We start from the raw sequence: 20,431 nt of genomic DNA, 5'->3' as shown, positions 1-20,431 counted from the left end.
GGTTAGTGTGTTTTAAAAGCAGTTCCTTTAAATTTTCGTTTGTCGCCAATGGCGTTATATTCAAATGTATAAGAAGAATCTGAAGTTGTCAATATTTTTATATGGATTGATTTTTCCTCAGCCTTGTTTTTTGGACTCTTGTTCTTAAGAATATACTCACAATCATTTATCCACCTAACTGATGAAGTATCGCGATGACCTTCAAAGTAATCTATTTCAGTATCCACCGTTCTTGAGAAAGTGGTGGTCTTTTCTTCACCATCTATGATTGTGGTAAAGGAAAATGTACCCGTTTTAAAATTTTTACAATTGCGTTCTGGTGGGTTTCCACATGAAAATAGCAAAGCAGAGGCTATAGTAATGAATAGTTTTTTCCACATAGGTGCAAAGTAAATGCAAACTGGGAATTTTGAGGCAGACTTTATTTGTTTTTTGAATGAAAAGACTCAAATGAGCCATCAGAATAAAAAATAACAATTTTTATGGGTTCCTTTAGGTCGTTTTCCGAGGAAGGAATACGAGCAGGTGCTTTCAAGTTTTTGATACTACTTTTTGAAGGGGTAGAGGAAGGGTTGATTATTTCTTCTGATGGAAATTCACCCTTTCCGTTTAACAGCCAATACAAGTTGACCTCTGGATAAGATTGAACCACCTTCATTACAAAATCCAAACTGGGTCGATTTCTTCCATTGAGTAAATGTGAAACACTGGAGCGTTGTACTCCAATTTTGTCCGCGAAAGAAGACACCGATAGTCCGTAGTGCTCGATAATTTTTCGAATCCTGTCTGGAATTGAATCATTCACAATTGTATTGTTGATTTATACAAAACTATAGAACAAGTATGTAACTTACAATCAAAATATAGGTTTTTAATTGTTGAATACTTAAATTTAAAATTAACTTAAATATGCGCAAAAATCTCTTTTTTAGGTTTTTAGATGTTAATATTTTAAATTACCTGTTTTTGATTTACAATTGTATCAAAAACCGAATTTTCCGATATGGTGATGGAGCATTTTCAATTGAAATATGTTTACAATTGTGATTTTAATATAGTTTACTTTTGTAACCTTTGATGATAAACTAGGGGAATGAACCATAATGATTTTAGAGAAGCTTCGATTTTCGGACGGTACGTAACTGGTCAAATGTTGGAAGAAAAATGGTTGCCCAAACTCCAAGGAGTTAAAGTGACTAATGTTGGAAAATCGGTAGACGGCAATTCTATTCATACAATTTCTGTTGGTAGTGGGAAGCGAAAAGTTTTCATGTGGTCTCAAATGCATGGTAATGAATCTACCACTACAAAAGCGGTTTTGGATTTGATTGCCTTTTTGACTTCCAACGATTCCCTGGCATCAAACATTGGAGAGCATTGTGAGCTTTTGATAGTGCCTATTTTGAATCCTGATGGCGCTGAAAGATACACTAGGGTAAATGCCAATGAAGTAGATTTGAATCGAGATGCCAAACAACTTACCCAACCGGAAAGTAAGATATTACGTAAACTTTTTGAACAGTTCCAGCCAGATTTTTGCTTTAACCTTCATGGTCAACGCACACTTTTTAGTGCGGGAAACGTGGAAAAGTCTGCTACCGTTTCCTTTTTGTCGCCAGCAAGCGATGAAACTAGAAAGCTAAACCCTACAAGGGAGCAAGCCATGCGGATTATCGTTGCTATGAACCATAAACTGCAATTGTCGATTCCAGGTCAGGTTGGTAGATATGATGATGGGTTTAATGATAATTGTGTTGGAGATTCGTTTCAAATGCAAAAAGTTCCCACGATTCTTTTTGAAGCAGGTCATTATCCTAATGATTATGAAAGAGAAAAGACCAGAGAGTATATTTTCTATTCCTTGGTAGAGAGCCTTAAAGTCATCGCGAATGATACGGTAAATGACTTTAGCACCGATGACTATTTTAGTATTCCTGAGAACCAAAAGTTGTTTTTCGATATTTTGATTAAGAACCTGCATCACTTAAATCCAAAAACTGAAGAGGGACTTGCGGTTGGTATCCGCTACAAAGAGACTTTGGAAAATGACAAGGTATCATTTGTACCTGAAATTGCGGATATAGGCAATCTGGATGGTTTCTTTGGCCACAAAACCTATGACTGTGCTGACTCCGAAGATGTTGAACACCTACATGCTAAGAAAAACATCATTGATTTACTTCTCGATGTAAGAAAATAGTCAAGTGATTACCCCTAAATGTTACATTTTGTTTAAAAAAAACACATTTTTTTTAAATATAATTTCTTAATTAACTAATTTTGCTGCAAATAATCACAACTATGAGCAAAGTAAAGTTAGACGAGATAGACCACCAGATTTTAGATATGTTGATTGACAATACCCGTACACCTTTTACAGATATTGCCAAAAAACTACTGATTTCTGCCGGAACGGTCCACGTAAGAGTTAAGAAAATGGAAGAATCAGGAATTATTAAAGGTTCTTCATTAACGTTGGACTATGTAAAACTGGGCTATTCGTTTATCGCCTACGTAGGTATCTTCTTGGAGAAAACACATCAAACGAAATTTGTATTGGAGCGGTTGAACCAAATACCGTATGTTACTGTTGCCCATATTACTACAGGGAAATTCAATATTTTCTGCAAGATTAGAGCTCGGGATACTACCCATGCAAAAAACATCATTTTTAAGATTGATGATATTGATGGTATTAGCAGAACCGAAACCATGATTTCGCTTGAAGAAAGCATTAACGACAAGAAACGTTTGATGCACACCATTTTCAACGAACTTTAATTTTTACAAACATATTGGCCATGTTCGTATCTGATCTTTCAGCTTCAGAATACAACCCTTTTTATCATAATTATATCCTTTCTGTTGGAGATGATGATTTATTGACGGAGATGGGGAAGGGGAGGGATGAGCTTGTTTCCTTGTTGGAAAGTGTTTCTGAGAATAAATTAAGTTATGCTTATGCTGAAGGAAAATGGACCTTGGCCGAGCTATTGTTGCATGTGATTGATGCGGAGCGTGTGTTTCAATATAGGGCCCTGCGCTTCGCAAGAAACGACAGTACACCTTTGGCCGGTTTTGACCAGGATATTTATGTTCCAAAATCCAATGCCTCCAAAAGGAAGAAAGAGGATATCATTCAAGAGTATAAAACGGTCAGAGAGTCCACACTATCACTATTCCGAACTTTTGACAAAGAAGCGTTATTAAGGGTTGGTACAGCTAGTGGTTCAGAAATGAGTACTAGGGCTATGGGATTTATAATCTGTGGACATCAGGCGCATCATTTGAAAATTGTACGCGAACGTTACTTGTCTTAAAAGTCCATAGGCCGATGGATTTTAGAGATAAACCGTTTTTCCGGTCCTAAAAGATTCGTCCGCGGCTAAGACGATTTTTAAACTATTGATGGCATCATCTAGATGTTGTGATAAGTCTAAATTTTCTTCAATAGCCTTTAAAAGAAATTCCTGCTCCAGCTGACAAAGCTCATCATGGGATGGCTCATTTTCTATAGGGATTAGTTCGTCTTTTTTGAAGAAATTACCTTTAGCATCAACATCACTATAATGCAAGTGCAGCGCTCCGGTTTGCGTGTGTTCATCAATGTTTTGAGATTCTGTATCTGTTTTTTCTGCTATACTCACACTACCTTTGGGTCCCATCACATCCTTTACAAAAAAAGCGGTTTCACTGATCATTGGACCCCAGCCAGCTTCGTACCACCCTACGGAACCATCATCAAAAGTTACCTGTAACTGCCCATAATTATACATCTGGGAATCGATTTCATCTGATAGTTTTGCTCCAATACCACTTACTTTAATAGGCTTGGCCTGGGTCATTAAGCACATGACATCTACATAATGTACTCCACAATCTACAATAGGAGACATGGACTTCATGAGATTTTTGTGTGTTTCCCATTGCACACCACAACTTTGCTGGTTTAAATTCATCCGCATCACCAAAGGCTTGCCTAAATCCCGTGCGAGAGACACGAATTTTGTCCAAGCTGGATGTACTCGAAGAATATACCCTACAACCAATTTTAGCTTGTTGGACTGGGCGAGCTGTACAAGTTCCGTTGAATCTTCAATGCTTGTAGCTATCGGTTTCTCTACAAAAACGTGAGCGTTGGCCTTCAGGCTCTTTCGTACATATTCGGCATGGGTTTCTGGATAAGTGTTAATGGAAACCACATCTGGTTGAGTTGCGCTAAGAGCTTCATCAAAATCAGAAAAGGTAGGAAGCCCGCCCAATTCTTCAGATAATTTGTTTCTGCTCTCTGGATTTCGACTGACCAAGCCAACAATCTGAAATTTATCAAGTTTATGATACGCTCTAGCATGGGAGGTGCCCATGTTACCGCAACCCACAACCAAAACCTTATAAGTGCTCATTTTTTTACTCTTAATGATTTTCTTTTCAATATTAGGAAATTGAGTTGATAAATAACAACACCTATCAAAATACGAACGTAAAGTAATATTCCTAACAGGAAGGAGAGTTATTCGACTGCTATACCCTCAGCTAGAAAATCTATGGATGCTTCCCCTTTCAAGGATTTGAGCTCGCTTTGAAGTACCTCGCCAGCTCCTAAAAAACGATAGCGTAAACCAGCAATTCGACCTATACTTTCATGGTATTGCCCTTGGAAAAGTTGTTGCCCTTCACACAAAATCTTTAGCTGTTTATTGTTGACTTCAAGAACTATGGTTTTTTCGGTAGATAAATCAAGTCCCAGACCCGAAAGATCATGTTCTTTGCCACCCACATAAACATCATTCATCATTACGCCAAGTTCAGACACACAACCCGGAATTGAAAATGATACTACCATGGCCCCTTTGGTGCCCAGGATAACGATACTCGTCTTCTGACATACAGCCCATTTATCATTGTAGGTATTCCGTAAGGTGGATTCGAGTATAAAATCATCCCCAGAAATTGCTTCAAAATCCTTAACCATATGAAAGGTAGTGTTCATAGGGGCTTCATTCTGGGCAATTTCGGTAAGGATTTGGGGTTTAAAAGAAAGTCTGTTAGTAAAAATGTCCTGAGCTGAAATGTACTTAGGAATTGGTTTATAATCCAGGGTGCCCAACCAGCCTTTTGTTTTAATAAAAAGGTCGTGTTGTTTGATTGGCGTGCGATCTACCAACAGCTTTGCACGAAAATATCCAGGGAAATAATACTGCCCTGTGGCCTGTTTTTGCCCTGGACGTAATTTGATGGTCTTTGTTGTATCCCAATATTGTTGAATGTGTATACTGTCCGAAGTGATTCCAACAAGGTCTAAATCAAAAACCACAGAATTGGGGAGTCCATGGGTAATGGGCCTGCTTTCGAATACAATTTTGGATAGGTCAATATTAACAGCTTCTTCAGGACCTTTAAGTGAATAAAAGGAAATAAAAATGATGGTCATGATAGAGGCACTAAGCATGATTATCCCGAGGTTAGCATTTATTTTTTTGGAAATACCAGTACTTTGCCTTATCAAGTTCTTGTTCTTAAAATCCCTCCAGTTTTGAAAACCCGCGAACTGGGCCAGAGTGTTCAACGTGGTAATACTTGGCGCACTTCTATAATCAATTCTTCCCCAGACCCTTTTTAAAGTTACAGGGCTTAGCAATACTTTGGTTTTTTGTTGAATGCGCTCACTAAGCTCAACAAACATATCATTGTGCCAAGAATTTGAGTCTCCCCAGTCAAGGAGTTCTTCAATTTTCAGCAAACACTTTTGCACCAATTTATGTTCTGGATACATGAAATGAGATTAGGCTACAAAGATCACAAAAAAATAGCGTCTGAACCGGAATGAACCAACTTGAACGAACTTGTTTTTGAATTTTGCCCCCCGTGTTGGAGCTTAGATGTATCAAAAAATATGCAGTCATGAACAAATCAATCATTTTATCCATTCTCTTTCTTTCCACTATATTCTTTTCTTTCGGTCAAGATGCGATTCCCTTGGATACAGTTCACCTAAAAATGAACACTTCATCATACATCTTTGAGGATTTTAAGGGACACAAGACCATCTATTTTAAGGGAGGCACGGTTGGTTTAAAAGATATATCCTTTTTAAATGGAACCATCGAATATGACATCTATTTAACCAAAGACCGTGGATTCCCTGGGGTATACTTCAGAATTAATGATGACGATTCTGAACAATTTTATATCAGACCGCATCAATCTGGAAATCCAGATGCCAACCAAGCTACTCCGGTAACCAACGGACTTGCCAATTGGCAGTTTTACTTTGGCCCAAAATATTCTTTTCCCCATGAATATAACTTTGATGCCTGGACCCATGTGAAAATTGTTGTCAATAACCGTCAGGCCCAAGTGTTTTTGGATTATTCGGAAACACCCCATCTTTCTTGGCAATTGTTCCATGAGCCCAAAGCGGGAGGTATTAGTTTTTCAGGTGGATTGGTTCGCGGTTTTCACATTGCCAATATCAAAGTGGACCAACGGACTCCGGTTATCCAAAATTTTGAACCAGGAACAAGGGAATCCATTGAGAACGTCATAGGGGAGTGGACGGTATCCAACAAGTTTGAGGAAAAAGAATTGGAGAATCCTCAAATGATAAGTTCTTTGGTGTCCCGTCTTAAATGGAATAATAAAATCTACGTAGAAGAGGGAGTGGCCGCCAACATTGCAAGAGTAATAAAAATTGATGGTGATGTTCCTGGAAATACGGTTTTTGCAAGGCTGACCATAACTTCGGATAAAGATCAGGTGAAACTTTTCGATTTTGGGTATAGTGATAGAGCGCAGGTCTTTTTAAACAATAAACCTATCTATAAAGGAACCAATCGCTTCCGAAGTAGAGACTATAGATATTTGGGAACCATTGGCCTTTTCGACGCAGTTTACCTCGATTTAAAGAAAGGAAAGAACACCTTGCTTATTGCTGTGTCCGAGGATTTTGGCGGCTGGCTAGTAACCGGAAGGTTTGAAGACAACCAAGGGATTAAAGTAAAATGAACGGCTCATTTTTTAGGCCTTTCAAATAATATCAACACTACACTAATGTATTGATTTTCTAAACCAAAATGGGAATTATCCCATGCGTTTTCGCTTTCTTTTTCAGTTGTGGAGCGGAAATCACGAATAGCTTGAAAATCAAAGAAAAACCTTAATTTTTTTAAGGTTTTTCTGCAATGGGCTATATCGATAATTTTATAATTTTAAGTCACCAGAAGTTCTCTCTGGATTAAACTTCCCCCCTTTTAAACAATCGAAGATAATTATAGGATGTATTTATGCGTCCTGCACTATCTGTTTTTGAAGACTTGAAACATAAAAGTGAATCGATATGAATGTGAAACGGCATATTATTATTGTTATTTTAATCATGCTGTTGTTGATACTGCTGTTCAACTCACGCTATTCCATCAGATTAAGCAGTGCAAAGGGCGATTATTACCCTGTGGCACCGGTTGTTGGCGATGATTATTATAGGGGTATGCAGGTAATCGAACTCGATACCGTTTTAAATATTGGAACTAGAGATAAAGATTATACCTATTTAATAGATGTTTCAAAGAAATGTCCATCTGGAAAGATCCACACCGTGGAATATCGTAATACTTTGGGTGGAATTCTCTTAAGTGCCTTTACTTTTGGTCGAAAACGTATGGTTCGAATAAAGTATGTCTGTATGGATGATTAAAGAGCTAAAATCAACAAGTTTAGTGCTTATCTAAATTATGATTGATTAAGAGGCAAGACTGTAAATAGATCAATCTCCATCGGCTATTAAGCTAAGACTCTACCAAACTTTGTCCAACATAGCGGCTGAAAAGAATTCAACCATTCTCTTTCCATTTCCAGAGGAAGTGTTGCCCAAGAATTCAGGTAAAGAATAAATCGAAAGTTATTAGCTAGGATAAGCAGAGACATTCAGTTTTTTCTTTGTTGGCAACGATATCCATTTGTTTTTTGATACATTTCGGGACAAATAGCTTCGTGTACCATAACATGGAGAGCATTATATTTTTTGTTAAATTTAAAAAGACACAAAAACCTCCCATGAACACTATTAACCGGAATTTCCGTTTCGTAAGTCCTTTTTATATGAAACGAAAACTGTCTTTACTGCTGCTCTTATTTTTTTCACTGACCTTAGTTTCCCAGGCGGATAGAACATATCAAATCGGTATTCTTATAGATAAAATGAATCCAGAGCTGTCGCCCTTACTGGAGAAGTTAAAATCCGAAATTGTGGCAGTAGTAGGAGAGGACGCGGTCATACAATTTCCGGAAGAAAACATTTTGACCAATGACTTCGATCTAACCAAAGCAAAGCAGAACTATGAGCAACTTTTGTCTAACAACACAGATATTATTCTGGCCTTTGGAGTTGTAAACAATCAGGTTATTAGCCTCCTTGAAATCCATAAAAAACCCACCATTCTGTTCGGAGCAGTAAATCGTGACCTCCATGAACTTGATTTGACCAATGCAACTTCAGGAATAGAAAATTTCACCTATTTGGTTGAATCTGAATCCTATGAAGAGGATTTTAAAAAGTTTCATGAACTGACAAACTTCGAAAACTTGGGCATAGCCGTGGATGCACCTTTTCTTGAAATTTTACCCCTCAAGGAAACTTTTGATAGGGAGTTTAAAAATCTTGATGCTCAATACAAGCTGATTTCATTTAACAACATTCAAGATATAATTACAAATTTGGAAGGCATTGATGCCATATATATGGCTGGAGGGTTTTTCTTTAGTAAAGAGGAGAACCAACAACTGGCCGAGGCTTTTATCCAGACAAAGCTTCCTTCCTTTACTGTGAATGGGACTGATGTTGTGGAAGAGGGCATTATGGCAACCTATCAATCAGAAGATAATCTGAATCAATTCTTTAGGCGCATTGCGCTTACCATTGAAGCCTATGTGACAGGTACGCCTCTGTCAGAACTTCCCATTTATATTGATTATACCCCAAGATTGACCATCAATTACAACACCGCGGAAGCTATAGGTGTACCCATTAAATATAGTTTGGTGGGGCAAACCGATTTTGTTGGAGAATTCAAAAACGTTATTTCGGAAAAGGATTATGACCTCCTAACCGCAATCAATGATGCATTGGAGAATAATCTATCTCTCCAATCCAATGAAAAAGATGTGGAATTAGCTCGGCAAGACATAAAGTCAGCTAACAGTAATTACCTCCCAAATTTGACTGCTGCCGGTACTGCTACTTATATTGACCCTGATGCTGCAGAAGTAAGTGCCGGTCAAAATCCGGAATTCTCAACGGGAGGTAATATCACCCTTAGTCAAACTTTGTTTTCTGAAGCGGCCAATGCCAATATTTCCATCCAAAAGAATTTGCAGAAGGCACAAGAAGCCAATTTTAATACCGCAGAACTGGATTTGATCTTTAACGTCTCAAACGCTTATTTCAATGCATTGATATTGAAAGTCAATGCACAGATTCAAAACAGAAATGTTGATTTGACCAAGCGAAATCTAGAAATCGCACAACAAAATTTTGAAGTGGGGCAATCTGGAAAATCCGATATGCTTAGGTTTCGAAGCGAAATGGCACAAAACACCCAATCCATGATCGAAGCGGTCAATCAATTGGAACAAGGTTTTTTGGTACTTAACCAACTGTTGAACAATCCTGCAGGTCTTGAAATAGATGTGGAAGAGGTAGAGCTCAACGAAGGTATTTTTGAACGCTATAATTATGAAGAATTCTTTGAGCTTTTGGACAATCCTACATTAAGAGAACCATTTATCGATTTCTTGATAGCGGAAGCCTATAAAAATGCTCCCGAATTAAAATCGTTGGACTACAATCTTTTGGCAACGGAGCGGAACATAAAACTCAATAGCTATGGTAGACTCTTGCCAACTTTGGCATTGCAAGGTCAATACAGTTCCACATTTAGCAGGTCAGGCGCGGGCAGTACGCCACCCCCAGGTGTTTCGTTGTTGGACAATACCTATAATGCAGGTCTCAACCTGTCCATTCCTATTATAAATCAAAATTTATCCAATATTAACCGCCAAACCGCAATCATTCAAAAAGAACAATTGGAAATCAATAAAACTAATACAGAATTGAGTATTGCGGTAAATATTCGAAATGCGGTATTGAATCTGATCAACCAAGTTTCCAATATCCAACTTTCAAAAATATCCGAAGAAACTGCGGAAGAAGCTTTGGAACTAACCCAAGCCTCTTACTCCAACGGAGCGGTCAACATTGTCCAATTGTTGGATGCACAGAACAATTATTTAAATGCCCAGTTGGCCCGAGCCAATGCCACCTATAATTACTTGATCAACTCGTTGCAGGTAGAGCGGTTTTTGGGTTATTATTTTTTGTTGAACTCTGAGGAAAAAAACAATGAGTTCAGACAACGATTCTTTGAATATTTAGACACTAGAAATTAACTGACAAAAAATACAGACTGATGAAATTAATCTCAAAACTAGGTTTGTTCTGCATAGTAACAGGAATGTTTTTATCCTGTGGCGGGGAACAGAAGAAGGAAGAAAAGTTCTTACGCCCGGTCAAATACCAAGAAGTGGGATTTCTTGGTGGTGAACGGGTGAGGACCTTCAGTGGAACAGCGCGTACGGACAAAATCATCAATTTGAGCTTTAGAAGTTCGGGAATCATCACCCAGTTTGATATGAAATTGGGTCAAAAGGTGAAAAAGGGACAATTGTTGGCCAAACTGGATAATGTGCAATCACGATTAGCTTATGAGCAGTCCATAACCCAACTGAACAGTGCAGCTTCCCAAATGAACACCAGCAAATTGAATTTAAATAGAATTCGTTCTTTGTATGAGAAAGGAAGTACGTCGCTAAGTGATTTTGAAGCCGCAAAAAACTCCTTTAAAAATGCGGAGGAGAGCTATAAATCGGCCAACCGAGGTGTCGAAATTCAACAGGAACAAATAAACTACGGATACATCTATGCTCCAGAAGATGGCATCATAGCTTCGATTTCCGCCGAGATTGATGAAAATACCCAGGCTGGTCAGTCTGTTGCCATTCTAAATTCAGGAACTGATATGGAAATCTCCTTGGGCTTGCCAGAGAGTGTTATCAATGGCGTGCAAGAAGACATGGAGGTCGCTGTAGATTTTTCGGCAATACCCAACGAAACCTTTAAAGCCAAAGTAACCGAAGTAGCTCCGGCCGTAGATGCAAACACGGCCACTTATCCAGTTAGGGTAACGGTTGTAAATCCAAGTGAGGCGATTAAAAGTGGAATGGCCGCCAATGTTGCCTTTGATTTTGGAGATCATGAAATTGATGAAAACCGACTGGTTGTCCCTGCCCATGCCGTGGGTGAAGACAGTAACGGACGGTTTGTGTTTTTGATTGAAGAAGAAGGGGAGACAGCTAAAGTCAAAAAACAACCCATTGCAATCGGTGACCTCGCCTCTGATGGGTTTGAAATAACATCTGGATTGTCCAAAGGGCAAAAAATTGCCACAGCAGGTTTACAGACGCTGTTGGATGGACAAGAGGTAAAACTGCAATAAAAGAGCACTTTCACTAAAACCAACCTATGAATTTAGCTAAGTTTTCCATTGAAAAGAACCGAATAACCTTTATGGTCTTGGCGACCATTATTTTGCTGGGTATCTCGATGTATTTTGGACTTTCAAGGGATAGTATGCCGCCCTATACGGTGCGTGTCGCGACCGTAGTTTCCTCATTTCCTGGTGCTAGTCCAGAACGTGTAGAGCAATTGGTGACGGATAAAATTGAGAAAGTGGCACAAGAACTCCCAGAGCTTGATGAAGTCAATAGTACCTCAAGAACAGGGCTTTCCGTGGTCAGTGTTACACTAAAGGATGAAGTGTCTAAAGAAAAAATGCAATCCGTTTGGGACCGATTGCGACGGAAATTGAATGCCATTCAAGGTCTGCCAAGTGGTGTAAACCCTAATTTAAATGACGATGGTGTAGGGGATGTTTACGGAATAGTAGTAGGCTTGACTTCCGATGGGTATTCCTATGCAGAAATGAAGGAGTATGCCGATGACATCAAAGATGACCTTATCAAATTGCCCGATGCGGCCAAAGTAGAATTGGGAGGCGTGCAAGAAGAACGGGTTTTTGTAGAATTTGATAATACGAGATTAAAGGAATATGGCCTTTCGGCTTCTAAATTACAGCAAAGCATTTCCACCACGAATATCCTCAATTCTGGAGGTCAGGTAAATGTGGGCGATGAACGTATCATTTTGGAACCTACCGGAAACTTTGATTCCGTAGAGGCCATCCGGGATATGTTGATTGCTGTGGGCAATGGCACCCAATTGGTAAAATTGGGAGATATCACCACGGTAACCAAAGGTTATATCGACCCACCAAATCAAATCGTAAGCATCAACGGTAGAGAAGCGATTTCACTCCATGTCAACCTAAAAGAAAACCGAAACATCGTTGCCTTGGGTGAAGCTGTCAACCAAGTTGTAAATCAATGGCAAAAGAAACTTCCTGTAGGATTGGAACTGACCCGGGTTTCTTCCTTGGATACTTATATAGATGTTAAGGTAAGTGACTTCATCAACAACCTCCTGCAATCTATTGGGATTGTTTTATTGGTGATGTTGGTTTTCCTTGGCTTTAGAACGGGATTTGTAATCGCGAGTTTGATCCCCATAGTGACCATTATGACCTTAATGATTATGGGGCTTATCAACGTTGGGCTGAACCAAGTTACCCTAGCTGCTTTGATCATGGCCTTAGGAATGCTGGTGGATAATGCAATTGTAGTCGCAGAGACCATTATGGTAAAGTTGGAACAGGGTGTTGAAAAGAAGCGAGCGGCCGAAGAGGCATTCTCTGAACTATGGATGCCATTGCTCATATCAACCTTGACCACGTCTGCCGCTTTTTTGGCATTTTACCTATCCCCAACCACGATGGGAGACATTGTGGGACCAATTTTTGTGGTAATAACCATTGCATTGACTTCTTCATGGATTATTGCCCTTACCGTAATTACCATGTTCTGTTATATGTTCCTGAAGGTCGCTCCTAAAGGAGAGAAAAAACCGAGTTTGGTTGACAGGATTATCAACACCTGTAAGCGCTATTATAAAAATTTGATTCTGATGGCCTTGGCGAACAAATACAAAGTTATTATAGCCATATTCCTTGCGTTTTTCGTTTCGCTATATGGTTTTACCAAGATTCCGTTCATCTTTTTCCCGGATAGCGATCGGAATATGATTACCATCGATATCAATTTGCCAGAAGGCAATAAGATTGAACGCACCATGGAAGTGGTTCAAAAGATTGAGCGGTTTATGACCGATTCGCTCAAGACGAATACCAATCGAACCTTAGGGATTGTTGATTGGTCATCCTATATCGGTGAGGGGCCAGAATCTTATGATTTGGGATATTCTCCGGATGAGGCCAATTCCAACTACGCCCATATTTTGGTGAATACTTCTTCCTTCAATGAAAACAATGCCATGATTGCCCGATTGGACAGGTTTACTTTTGATAATTTTCCGAATGCTGATATCAAAGTAGGAGCATTGGGAGCTGGAGGTGGAGGCACCCCAATAGAGATTAAGGTATCGGGTAGTGACCCGGATGAACTGTCCAAAATCTCGGAACGAATTAAGTTAGAATTAGCGGGCATCGCTGGAACCAAAAATGTAAAGGACAATTGGGGGCCAAAAAGTAAAAAGTTCTTGATTGAAATAGATCAGAACAGGGCACAAACGGCAGGAGTGACGAGTCAGGATATCGCTACATCGCTTCAGACCGTCTTGGATGGTTTCCAGACCGGGGAATATCGAGAAGACGATAAATCAATCCCCATTGTAATGCGAAGCGATGCCTCCCAACAACAGTCCTTGGCATCTTTGGAAACTCTCAATGTATTTTCACAGAATTCCGGAAAGACGGTGCCTTTATTGCAAGTGGCCTCGATTGTTCCCGCTTGGCAATATTCCAAGATAAAACGTTTAGACTTACGCAGAACCATCAATATCAGTAGTGAATTGCGTGAAGGAGCGAACGCTTCGGCCATCACAGCAGAAATAACGCCATGGTTAGAGCAAGAATCCGTTAATTGGCCTGATAGCTACAGTTATAAATTTGGTGGAGATGCCGAAAGTACAGCAGACAGTATGGGCTCTGTAATCGGGTATTTGCCCATTTCCGGCTTTATCATTGTATTGCTTTTGATCATTCAATTCAATTCGTTTAGAAAAATGACCATGGTAGTACTTACAATTCCGTTGGCCGTTATTGGTGTTGTCATTGGTTTGTTGGTCTTTCAAGAAGCCTTTGGCTTTATGCCATTCTTAGGGGTAATTTCTTTGGCGGGAATCGTCATCAACAATGCCATTGTGCTTATCGACCGCATGGAGATTGAACAACGGGATTTGGGTCGAACCGAACAAGATGCGGTTATTGGGGCCTGTCTGCAACGTTTCAGGCCTATTCTGTTGGCCACTTTTACCACGGTATTGGGTTTGATTCCGCTTTACCTGAGTGGAGGTGAAATGTGGGAAGGTATGGCCGTCAGCATTATGGTCGGGCTGTTGTTCGGAACCATTATTACCCTTTTGTTCATCCCAGCATTGTACAGTGCGCTCTTTAGGGTGAGCTATAAGGGATATGAGTTTAATGAGGCTTTATTGGATGCGTAGTCCATTTACTATGGGACATAACCTAAAACGTTACCTGAATCTACTATGGCAATCCATTGTTTTTTGGAGTGTCGCTTTAGCCTGTTTTGCCATATTTAGATATTTCGGGTTGGAAGAGGAAGATGGAGTTACCGTAATTGATGAAATTGCGGGAACAACGGGTTTTTTAAAACCTTTGGCATCGTTAAGTGCGATGGGAGCGGTGTTAGGAGTGCTTTACGCCACAATAGATTTTTTATTTGACAAGCTGATTTCAAAACGATTGAGTCTGGGTCTTATGTTGACTTTAAAGACTTTTATAGAATTCGTTTTTACCATTGGTGTCTTTAGCCTTACCGCAACGGTAGTTTCAAAGGTGTTTACTTTTGTTGACCTTAAGGTTGAGCCCGGCTGGTGGCTACGGGAAAAAATGGTCTGGGGCATGCTTTTTTACTTACTGATTGCATCTCTTGTTTTTTCCACTTTAAAAATTGCGGTCGAGCGGTTTGGGAGCGGTATTTTTCTAAAAATGTTACGAGGTGTCTATGCCAATCCCAAGGAGGAGGAACGTATTTTTATGTTTCTTGACCTGAAGGATTCCACCACTATAGCCGAACGGTTGGGTCACCATAAGTATAGTCAGTTTATACAAGATTGTTTTTTCGACCTTAATGAGGTAGTATTGAAATATGAAGCTGAGATTTACCAATATGTCGGAGACGAAGCAGTTTTAAGTTGGTCTTACAAAAGAGGGCTGTCCAACAGTAATTGTATAGAGATCTTCTTTGCTTTTGAAGTAAAACGGGCATCAAGAAACGATCATTACTTGGAAAAGTATGGTGTCTTTCCTGAATTTAAGGCTGGAATGCACGGAGGTACCCTAATGGCTGCCGAAGTAGGCTTTATAAAGAAAGAATTGGCGTATCATGGAGACGTTATCAATACATCGGCGCGTATTCAAGCGGAATGTAACAAGCACAACGTAAACTTCTTATTGTCCGAAAAACTATTGAACGATTTAGGAGTAACAGAAACTTTTTCATCTAAGCCCATTGGTGAAGTATTGTTAAAAGGAAAAAAGAAAGAAATTAAGATTTATTCCATTGCGCATTATGATTAAAGAGCTGTACCGTTATCGCTTCGAGATTTTCTTTTTCAGCCAGATTGCCATCTTGTTTGGGTCGCTGATCTTTCCTCCTGTATTTTTCGAAGCCATTTTGGCTCCATTACTCTTTGTGGTAAACCTTATTGCTGGAATTATTCTGATTTCCAAGCGAAAAAAGTTGATGTTGTTTTTCGCGGTTCTTCTCGCGGTCACACTGCTCACCTTTGGATTGACATTGCTCGAAAACCACGAGTCTAGAATCTATGACTATTTACAGATGATCTCCTTTTTCCTGTTCTACATTGTGGTGACCGTAGAGATCATCAATCAGGTATGGTCTATAAAAAAAGTCAATAAAAATGTGATCTTGGGTTTGGTCAGTGGGTATATTTCATTGGGACTTTTGGGGTTCTTTATTTGCCTGAGCATTGAAATGACCTATCCCGAATCGTTCCAAGGACTGTTTTTTACCGAATCGGACCCGGAACAACTTACGCAACGACTCATCTACTATAGTTTTATAACCTTGCTCACTATTGGCTACGGAGATATATTACCGGTCACGGCACTTGCTCAAAAGGCAGCTGTGCTAATTGGATTGATGGGACAGTTTTATTTGGTGATCATAACCGCGGCAGTCGTTGGAAAATACATAAATCAGTTCAAGAAAACATGACGTTTATCATGTTTTAGCTCCCTTTTAAATCGGAAATTTCCAATCGAATTATAAACCCTTAATATTTCGATTTTGATGGAATTTTTCTACAAAAATTTTGTAAATTCAAACAGCTCATCACAACTTTCAACCTCCAGCCAAATGAAACGAACTACTACATGTTTGTTCCTATTGCTATTTACCGTATTGGCAACACATGCGCAGGTCAAGGTTGATGCTGAGCTAAGGCCCCGCTTTGAGTTCAGGCATGGTTTTCAGTCCCTTTTTCCGGATAATGCGGATCCGTCTGCCTTTGTTTCACAACGGACACGATTGAATGCGGGATATAAAAATGAGTATTTAAATTTCTACCTGAGTGTTCAGGATATCAGGGTTTGGGGAGATGTTCCCCAATTGAATCGGGCCGACCGTAACGGCTTTGGGGTGCATCAAGCTTGGGGCGAATTGTTGTTTTCTCCTGAATTTTCTTTGAAACTGGGAAGACAGGTACTCAACTATGATGACCAACGGATTTTTGGTGGTGTGGCATGGGCACAACAGGCACGAAGCCATGATGTAGCTTTATTAAAGTACAGTAAAAATAAATCGAGTTTGCATGTTGGAGTCGCTTTCAATCAAGAAGGGGAAGCCAACTTAAACAATCTGCTAACCACAGCAAATACCTATAAGAGTCTTCAATATGCTTGGTTTCATCAGGATTGGGAAGGGGTATCAGCAAGTGTTCTTTTCTTGAACAATGGATTGCAATTTATTGATGGTTTAAACGCAGATAATAATGAAACAAGGTTTAGTCAAACTATAGGCACACACCTTAAGGGTACCGAAGAAAAGCTGGGATGGTTTGCTAACCTATATTATCAATTTGGAAATGATGTCAACAACAATGATATAAATGCCTATCTGTTGGCTCTCGAAGGAAGCTATAAAATAGAACCCAAGTGGTCTTTGATTCTTGGGGGTGAACTGATAAGCGGTAATGACAATGGAGCACCTTCCAATGGTGAAAACAAGGCATTTACACCATTTTATGGAACCAACCACAAGTTCAACGGCCTAATGGATTACTTTTTTGTGGGTAACCATGCCAATAATGTGGGACTTCTGGATGTATACGTAGGGTCCGCCATCGGATTGGGAGAAAAGACCTCCCTTGGTGGGCGTATCCATAATTTCTCTGCTGCTGCAGATTTAGCGGGAACCAATTCAAAGCAATTGGGCGTGGAAGCGGATTTTGTACTGAACTATAATTTCAAAAAAGATGTCAATATCAAAGCAGGGTATTCCCATTTGTTTGCATCTGAGGGAATGGAATTCCTAAAAAACAATTTTGATGGAAATGCCAATTATTGGGGTTGGGTCATGGTGACCATTAAACCCACATTATTTCAAACAAATCTAGACCAGTAGTCATGCCAATAAAAAGTTATTTGGTACATCCAGCGGAAGGAAAAAAAGAAACATTGACCAATGAACTCTCCAATATGCAACATTGTGAGGTAGTACCCGCGGAAAACGAAGAAGTACTGATTTTGATTACGGAAACAGATTCGAAACAGGAGGAAGAAGAGTTAAAGCAAAACCTAGAAAAAATAAGTGATATAAAGTTGATGGCGCTGGTGTCCGGCTTTAACACTCCAAAAAACTCATAATTATGTATCAATCCGTACACACCAACAGGCGCGAATTTATCAAGAAGATGGCCATGTTGTCGGCTATGACAGCTGCGGCCAGTATGTTCCCGGGAATTGTCTTCGCCGAAGAACAAGAAAGGGGAATCCCAGCTGGCGCCAACCTCGATTGGAAAAAAGCGCCATGCCGCTTCTGTGGTGTAGGTTGTGGAGTGCTCATCGGAACGGAAAACGGAAAGGCCATTGCTGTAAAAGGTGACCCAAAATCACCAGTGAATAAAGGATTATGTTGTGTAAAAGGCTACCATTCCATCATGGCGATGTATGGTCAAGACCGATTGACAAAACCTTTGGTCAAAAAGAATGGAAGGTATGTGGAAACCTCGATGAAAGAAGCTCTGGATTTGGTCGCTTCTAAAATGCAGGAAACCATTAAGGATTATGGCAAAGACGCTGTGTCCATCTATGGATCCGGTCAATGGACCATACCTGACGGCTATGTCGCATCAAAGCTTTTTAAAGGTTGCATTGGTACCAATAATGTAGAGGCCAACGCCCGATTGTGTATGGCGAGCGCCGTGACAGGTTTTTTGACCTCTTTTGGAATCGATGAGCCTATGGGCTGCTATGAGGACATGGATCATGCAGATACCTTTGTGCTATGGGGCAATAATATGGCCGAGATGCACCCAGTCTTGTTCTCCCGATTGCTTGACCAAAGATTAAAAAGAGGAGTAAAAATCATAGATTTTGCCACTCGCACTACCAGAACCAGTATGGCTGCGGACAAATCCATCATCTTTAATCCGCAGACCGATTTGGCCGTTGCGAATGCCATCTGTTACGAGATCATCAACAATGGTTGGATGAACAAGGCCTTTGTTGAAGAGCATTGCAATCTAAGAAAAGGCCTGACCAATATGGGCTATGGTCTGGAAGACAACTATAAGTTCACGGACAAGCCGGAACCCATAACGCTTGAAGATTTCAAGAAGTTTTTAGAAGATTATACCCCTGAAAAAGTTTCCAAACTATCGGGAGTTTCGGTGAAGGACATCAAATATCTCGCCGCACACTTTGGTGACCCCAACAAAAAGGTAATGTCATTTTGGTGTATGGGGATGAACCAGCATTCCAGAGGTACCTGGATTAATAATCTGGTTTATAACATCCATTTGCTCACGGGAAAAATTTCAAGCCCGGGCAACAGTCCTTTCTCTTTAACGGGCCAGCCTAGTGCCTGTGGAACGGTACGGGAAGTGGGTACCTTGACCCACAAACTGCCTCATGGTGTGGTCATGAACAAAGAACATCGGGAGTTTGCGGCAAAAATTTGGGACGTGCCCGCTGAAAATATTGCTCCAAAACCTACCTACCATACCGTAGAAATGTTTAGGGCTTTGGATAGAGGAGATATTCGTTTTATGTGGATTCAGGTCACCAATCCCATGGTCACCATGCCGAAGCTGAAAAGATACCGGGATGGTGCCAAAAAGGAAGGTCGCTTCATTGTGGTTTCGGATATCTATCCAACTCCGACCACTGATATTGCTGATGTAATCTTACCTTCGGCCATGTGGGTGGAACGTGAGGGGATGTATGGCAATTCCGAACGTCGCACCCAATATTTTGAGCAAATGGTGGAGCCGCCCGGAGAGGCCATGAGCGATACCATGCAATTGATCGAGGTGGCAAAACGTATGGGCTTTGAAAAGCAGTTCTATTATAAGAACGAAACCCATATTGAGGAAATCTATAACGAATACCGAAAACATCACGACAACAAAAAACACAATATGGCCCCGCTCGAGGTACTGAAATCACAGCCCGGTGCCATGTGGCCGTATGTGGATGGGAAGGAGACCAAGTGGCGTTTCAATGCCAAGTATGACCCCGCTTGTTCCAATGGAAAGGACTTCCATTTTTATGGAAAGAAAGATGGAAAAGCCATCATCTGGCAACGCCCTTACGAGCCCGCAGCGGAAGAACCGGATGCTGAATTCCCATACTGGCTGGGAACGGGAAGGGTAGTGGAGCATTGGCATACCGGATCCATGACAAGACGTATTCCGGTACTGCATCAAGCCATGCCACACGCCTATGTGGAATTACATCCCGATGATGCCAAGCGCATGCAGATTAGAACTGGGGACAAAGTAAAGCTCACTACGCGAAGGGGTGAAATTACCCTGCCCGCTTCGGTCAACGAAAGGGGAGTACCGGCACCCATGCAGGTCTTCGTGCCCTTTTTTGATGAAAATATGCTCATCAATGACATCACCTTGGATTCATTCTGTCCCATTTCCAAGGAACCGGATTATAAAAAATGTGCCGTAAAAGTTGAAAAAGCCTAA

General features: G+C 40.3%; 17 protein-coding genes. 13 read left to right on the top strand and 4 right to left on the bottom strand.

The features are described 5' to 3' along the window. Positions 1–2: 2 nt before the first annotated feature. Both E4661_RS02610 and E4661_RS02605 read right to left on the bottom strand, forming a co-directional pair. Entirely contained in the window at positions 3–380 is a 378-nt protein-coding gene (locus tag E4661_RS02610; protein ID WP_136465259.1) for a DNA topoisomerase IV, read from the bottom strand. 41 nt (positions 381–421) lie between these two features. After that, complete coding sequence (locus E4661_RS02605) at positions 422–805, bottom strand: helix-turn-helix transcriptional regulator (protein ID WP_136465258.1); 384 nt, start codon at positions 803–805, stop codon at positions 422–424. Between the two features lie 288 nt (positions 806–1,093). Here E4661_RS02605 and E4661_RS02600 point away from each other — a divergent pair, with 288 nt between their 5' ends. The 3 genes from E4661_RS02600 (at position 1,094) to E4661_RS02590 (ending at position 3,320) form a co-directional block, all read left to right on the top strand. Then, positions 1,094–2,200, top strand: a complete 1,107-nt coding sequence (locus E4661_RS02600; RefSeq protein WP_136465257.1) for a M14 family metallopeptidase — start codon at positions 1,094–1,096, stop codon at positions 2,198–2,200. A 101-nt stretch (positions 2,201–2,301) separates the two neighbouring features. After that, positions 2,302–2,781, top strand: coding sequence for an Lrp/AsnC family transcriptional regulator (locus E4661_RS02595; RefSeq protein WP_073176813.1), 480 nt, complete (start codon positions 2,302–2,304; stop codon positions 2,779–2,781). Positions 2,782–2,801: 20 nt separating this feature from the next. Next, entirely contained in the window at positions 2,802–3,320 is a 519-nt protein-coding gene (locus tag E4661_RS02590; RefSeq protein ID WP_136465256.1) for a DinB family protein, read from the top strand. 21 nt (positions 3,321–3,341) lie between these two features. On the opposite strand, the gene E4661_RS02585 is transcribed toward E4661_RS02590, so the two are convergent. Further along, on the bottom strand, positions 3,342–4,403 hold the full coding sequence (locus E4661_RS02585; RefSeq protein ID WP_136465255.1) for a Gfo/Idh/MocA family protein: 1,062 nt from the start codon (positions 4,401–4,403) through the stop codon (positions 3,342–3,344). Between the two features lie 107 nt (positions 4,404–4,510). After that, positions 4,511–5,773, bottom strand: coding sequence for a hypothetical protein (locus tag E4661_RS02580; protein ID WP_136465254.1), 1,263 nt, complete (start codon positions 5,771–5,773; stop codon positions 4,511–4,513). 128 nt (positions 5,774–5,901) lie between these two features. On the opposite strand from E4661_RS02580, the gene E4661_RS02575 reads away from it, so the two are divergent. The 10 genes from E4661_RS02575 to E4661_RS02525 all read left to right on the top strand — a co-directional run bounded on the left by E4661_RS02575 (position 5,902) and on the right by E4661_RS02525 (position 20,431). Beyond that, positions 5,902–7,005 carry a hypothetical protein gene (locus E4661_RS02575; protein WP_136465253.1) on the top strand — a complete coding sequence of 368 codons (1,104 nt, stop codon included), beginning with the start codon at positions 5,902–5,904 and terminating at the stop codon, positions 7,003–7,005. Positions 7,006–7,336: 331 nt separating this feature from the next. Next, positions 7,337–7,693, top strand: coding sequence for a hypothetical protein (locus tag E4661_RS02570; protein WP_136465252.1), 357 nt, complete (start codon positions 7,337–7,339; stop codon positions 7,691–7,693). 404 nt (positions 7,694–8,097) lie between these two features. Continuing rightward, positions 8,098–10,443, top strand: a complete 2,346-nt coding sequence (locus E4661_RS02560) for a TolC family protein (RefSeq protein WP_168796316.1) — start codon at positions 8,098–8,100, stop codon at positions 10,441–10,443. Positions 10,444–10,463: 20 nt separating this feature from the next. Next, on the top strand, positions 10,464–11,549 hold the full coding sequence (locus E4661_RS02555) for an efflux RND transporter periplasmic adaptor subunit (RefSeq protein ID WP_240751398.1): 1,086 nt from the start codon (positions 10,464–10,466) through the stop codon (positions 11,547–11,549). Positions 11,550–11,575: 26 nt separating this feature from the next. Then, the gene (locus tag E4661_RS02550; protein WP_136465250.1) at positions 11,576–14,689 is read left to right on the top strand and encodes an efflux RND transporter permease subunit; all 3,114 of its coding nucleotides are present in this window, start codon (positions 11,576–11,578) and stop codon (positions 14,687–14,689) included. Between the two features lie 10 nt (positions 14,690–14,699). Next, positions 14,700–15,788 carry an adenylate/guanylate cyclase domain-containing protein gene (locus E4661_RS02545; protein ID WP_136465249.1) on the top strand — a complete coding sequence of 363 codons (1,089 nt, stop codon included), beginning with the start codon at positions 14,700–14,702 and terminating at the stop codon, positions 15,786–15,788. Further along, positions 15,781–16,449 carry an ion channel gene (locus E4661_RS02540; RefSeq protein WP_136465248.1) on the top strand — a complete coding sequence of 223 codons (669 nt, stop codon included), beginning with the start codon at positions 15,781–15,783 and terminating at the stop codon, positions 16,447–16,449. The genes E4661_RS02545 and E4661_RS02540 overlap by 8 nt, the downstream gene beginning before the upstream one ends. Before the next feature lie 141 nt (positions 16,450–16,590). Next, on the top strand, positions 16,591–17,856 hold the full coding sequence (locus E4661_RS02535; protein WP_168796315.1) for an alginate export family protein: 1,266 nt from the start codon (positions 16,591–16,593) through the stop codon (positions 17,854–17,856). Between the two features lie 2 nt (positions 17,857–17,858). Next, positions 17,859–18,098 (top strand): chaperone NapD, encoded by a 240-nt coding sequence (locus E4661_RS02530; RefSeq protein WP_136465246.1) that lies wholly within the window; start codon positions 17,859–17,861, stop codon positions 18,096–18,098. Between the two features lie 2 nt (positions 18,099–18,100). Further along, positions 18,101–20,431: a molybdopterin-dependent oxidoreductase gene (locus E4661_RS02525; RefSeq protein ID WP_136465245.1), complete on the top strand. Its 2,331-nt coding sequence runs from the start codon at positions 18,101–18,103 to the stop codon at positions 20,429–20,431.

It is taken from the genome of Flagellimonas onchidii (assembly GCF_004804315.1).
Classification (GTDB): Bacteria; Bacteroidota; Bacteroidia; order Flavobacteriales; family Flavobacteriaceae; genus Flagellimonas; species Flagellimonas onchidii.
Note: the sequence above shows the minus strand (reverse complement) of the source record. Positions and strands in the feature narration are given on the sequence as shown.

Excerpts from the sequence above, each read along its gene's own strand:
- E4661_RS02560 (WP_168796316.1), top strand. The coding sequence starts at position 8,098 with ATGAAACGAAAACTGTCTTTACTGCTGCTCTTATTTTTTTCACTGACC.
- E4661_RS02595 (WP_073176813.1), top strand. The coding sequence starts at position 2,302 with ATGAGCAAAGTAAAGTTAGACGAGATAGACCACCAGATTTTAGATATG.
- E4661_RS02545 (WP_136465249.1), top strand. The coding sequence starts at position 14,700 with ATGGGACATAACCTAAAACGTTACCTGAATCTACTATGGCAATCCATT.
- E4661_RS02525 (WP_136465245.1), top strand. The coding sequence starts at position 18,101 with ATGTATCAATCCGTACACACCAACAGGCGCGAATTTATCAAGAAGATG.
- E4661_RS02610 (WP_136465259.1), bottom strand. The coding sequence starts at position 380 with ATGTGGAAAAAACTATTCATTACTATAGCCTCTGCTTTGCTATTTTCA.
- E4661_RS02535 (WP_168796315.1), top strand. The coding sequence starts at position 16,591 with ATGAAACGAACTACTACATGTTTGTTCCTATTGCTATTTACCGTATTG.
- E4661_RS02600 (WP_136465257.1), top strand. The coding sequence starts at position 1,094 with ATGAACCATAATGATTTTAGAGAAGCTTCGATTTTCGGACGGTACGTA.
- E4661_RS02530 (WP_136465246.1), top strand. The coding sequence starts at position 17,859 with ATGCCAATAAAAAGTTATTTGGTACATCCAGCGGAAGGAAAAAAAGAA.
- E4661_RS02540 (WP_136465248.1), top strand. The coding sequence starts at position 15,781 with ATGATTAAAGAGCTGTACCGTTATCGCTTCGAGATTTTCTTTTTCAGC.
- E4661_RS02575 (WP_136465253.1), top strand. The coding sequence starts at position 5,902 with ATGAACAAATCAATCATTTTATCCATTCTCTTTCTTTCCACTATATTC.
- E4661_RS02570 (WP_136465252.1), top strand. The coding sequence starts at position 7,337 with ATGAATGTGAAACGGCATATTATTATTGTTATTTTAATCATGCTGTTG.
- E4661_RS02580 (WP_136465254.1), bottom strand. The coding sequence starts at position 5,773 with ATGTATCCAGAACATAAATTGGTGCAAAAGTGTTTGCTGAAAATTGAA.
- E4661_RS02590 (WP_136465256.1), top strand. The coding sequence starts at position 2,802 with ATGTTCGTATCTGATCTTTCAGCTTCAGAATACAACCCTTTTTATCAT.
- E4661_RS02550 (WP_136465250.1), top strand. The coding sequence starts at position 11,576 with ATGAATTTAGCTAAGTTTTCCATTGAAAAGAACCGAATAACCTTTATG.
- E4661_RS02555 (WP_240751398.1), top strand. The coding sequence starts at position 10,464 with ATGAAATTAATCTCAAAACTAGGTTTGTTCTGCATAGTAACAGGAATG.
- E4661_RS02585 (WP_136465255.1), bottom strand. The coding sequence starts at position 4,403 with ATGAGCACTTATAAGGTTTTGGTTGTGGGTTGCGGTAACATGGGCACC.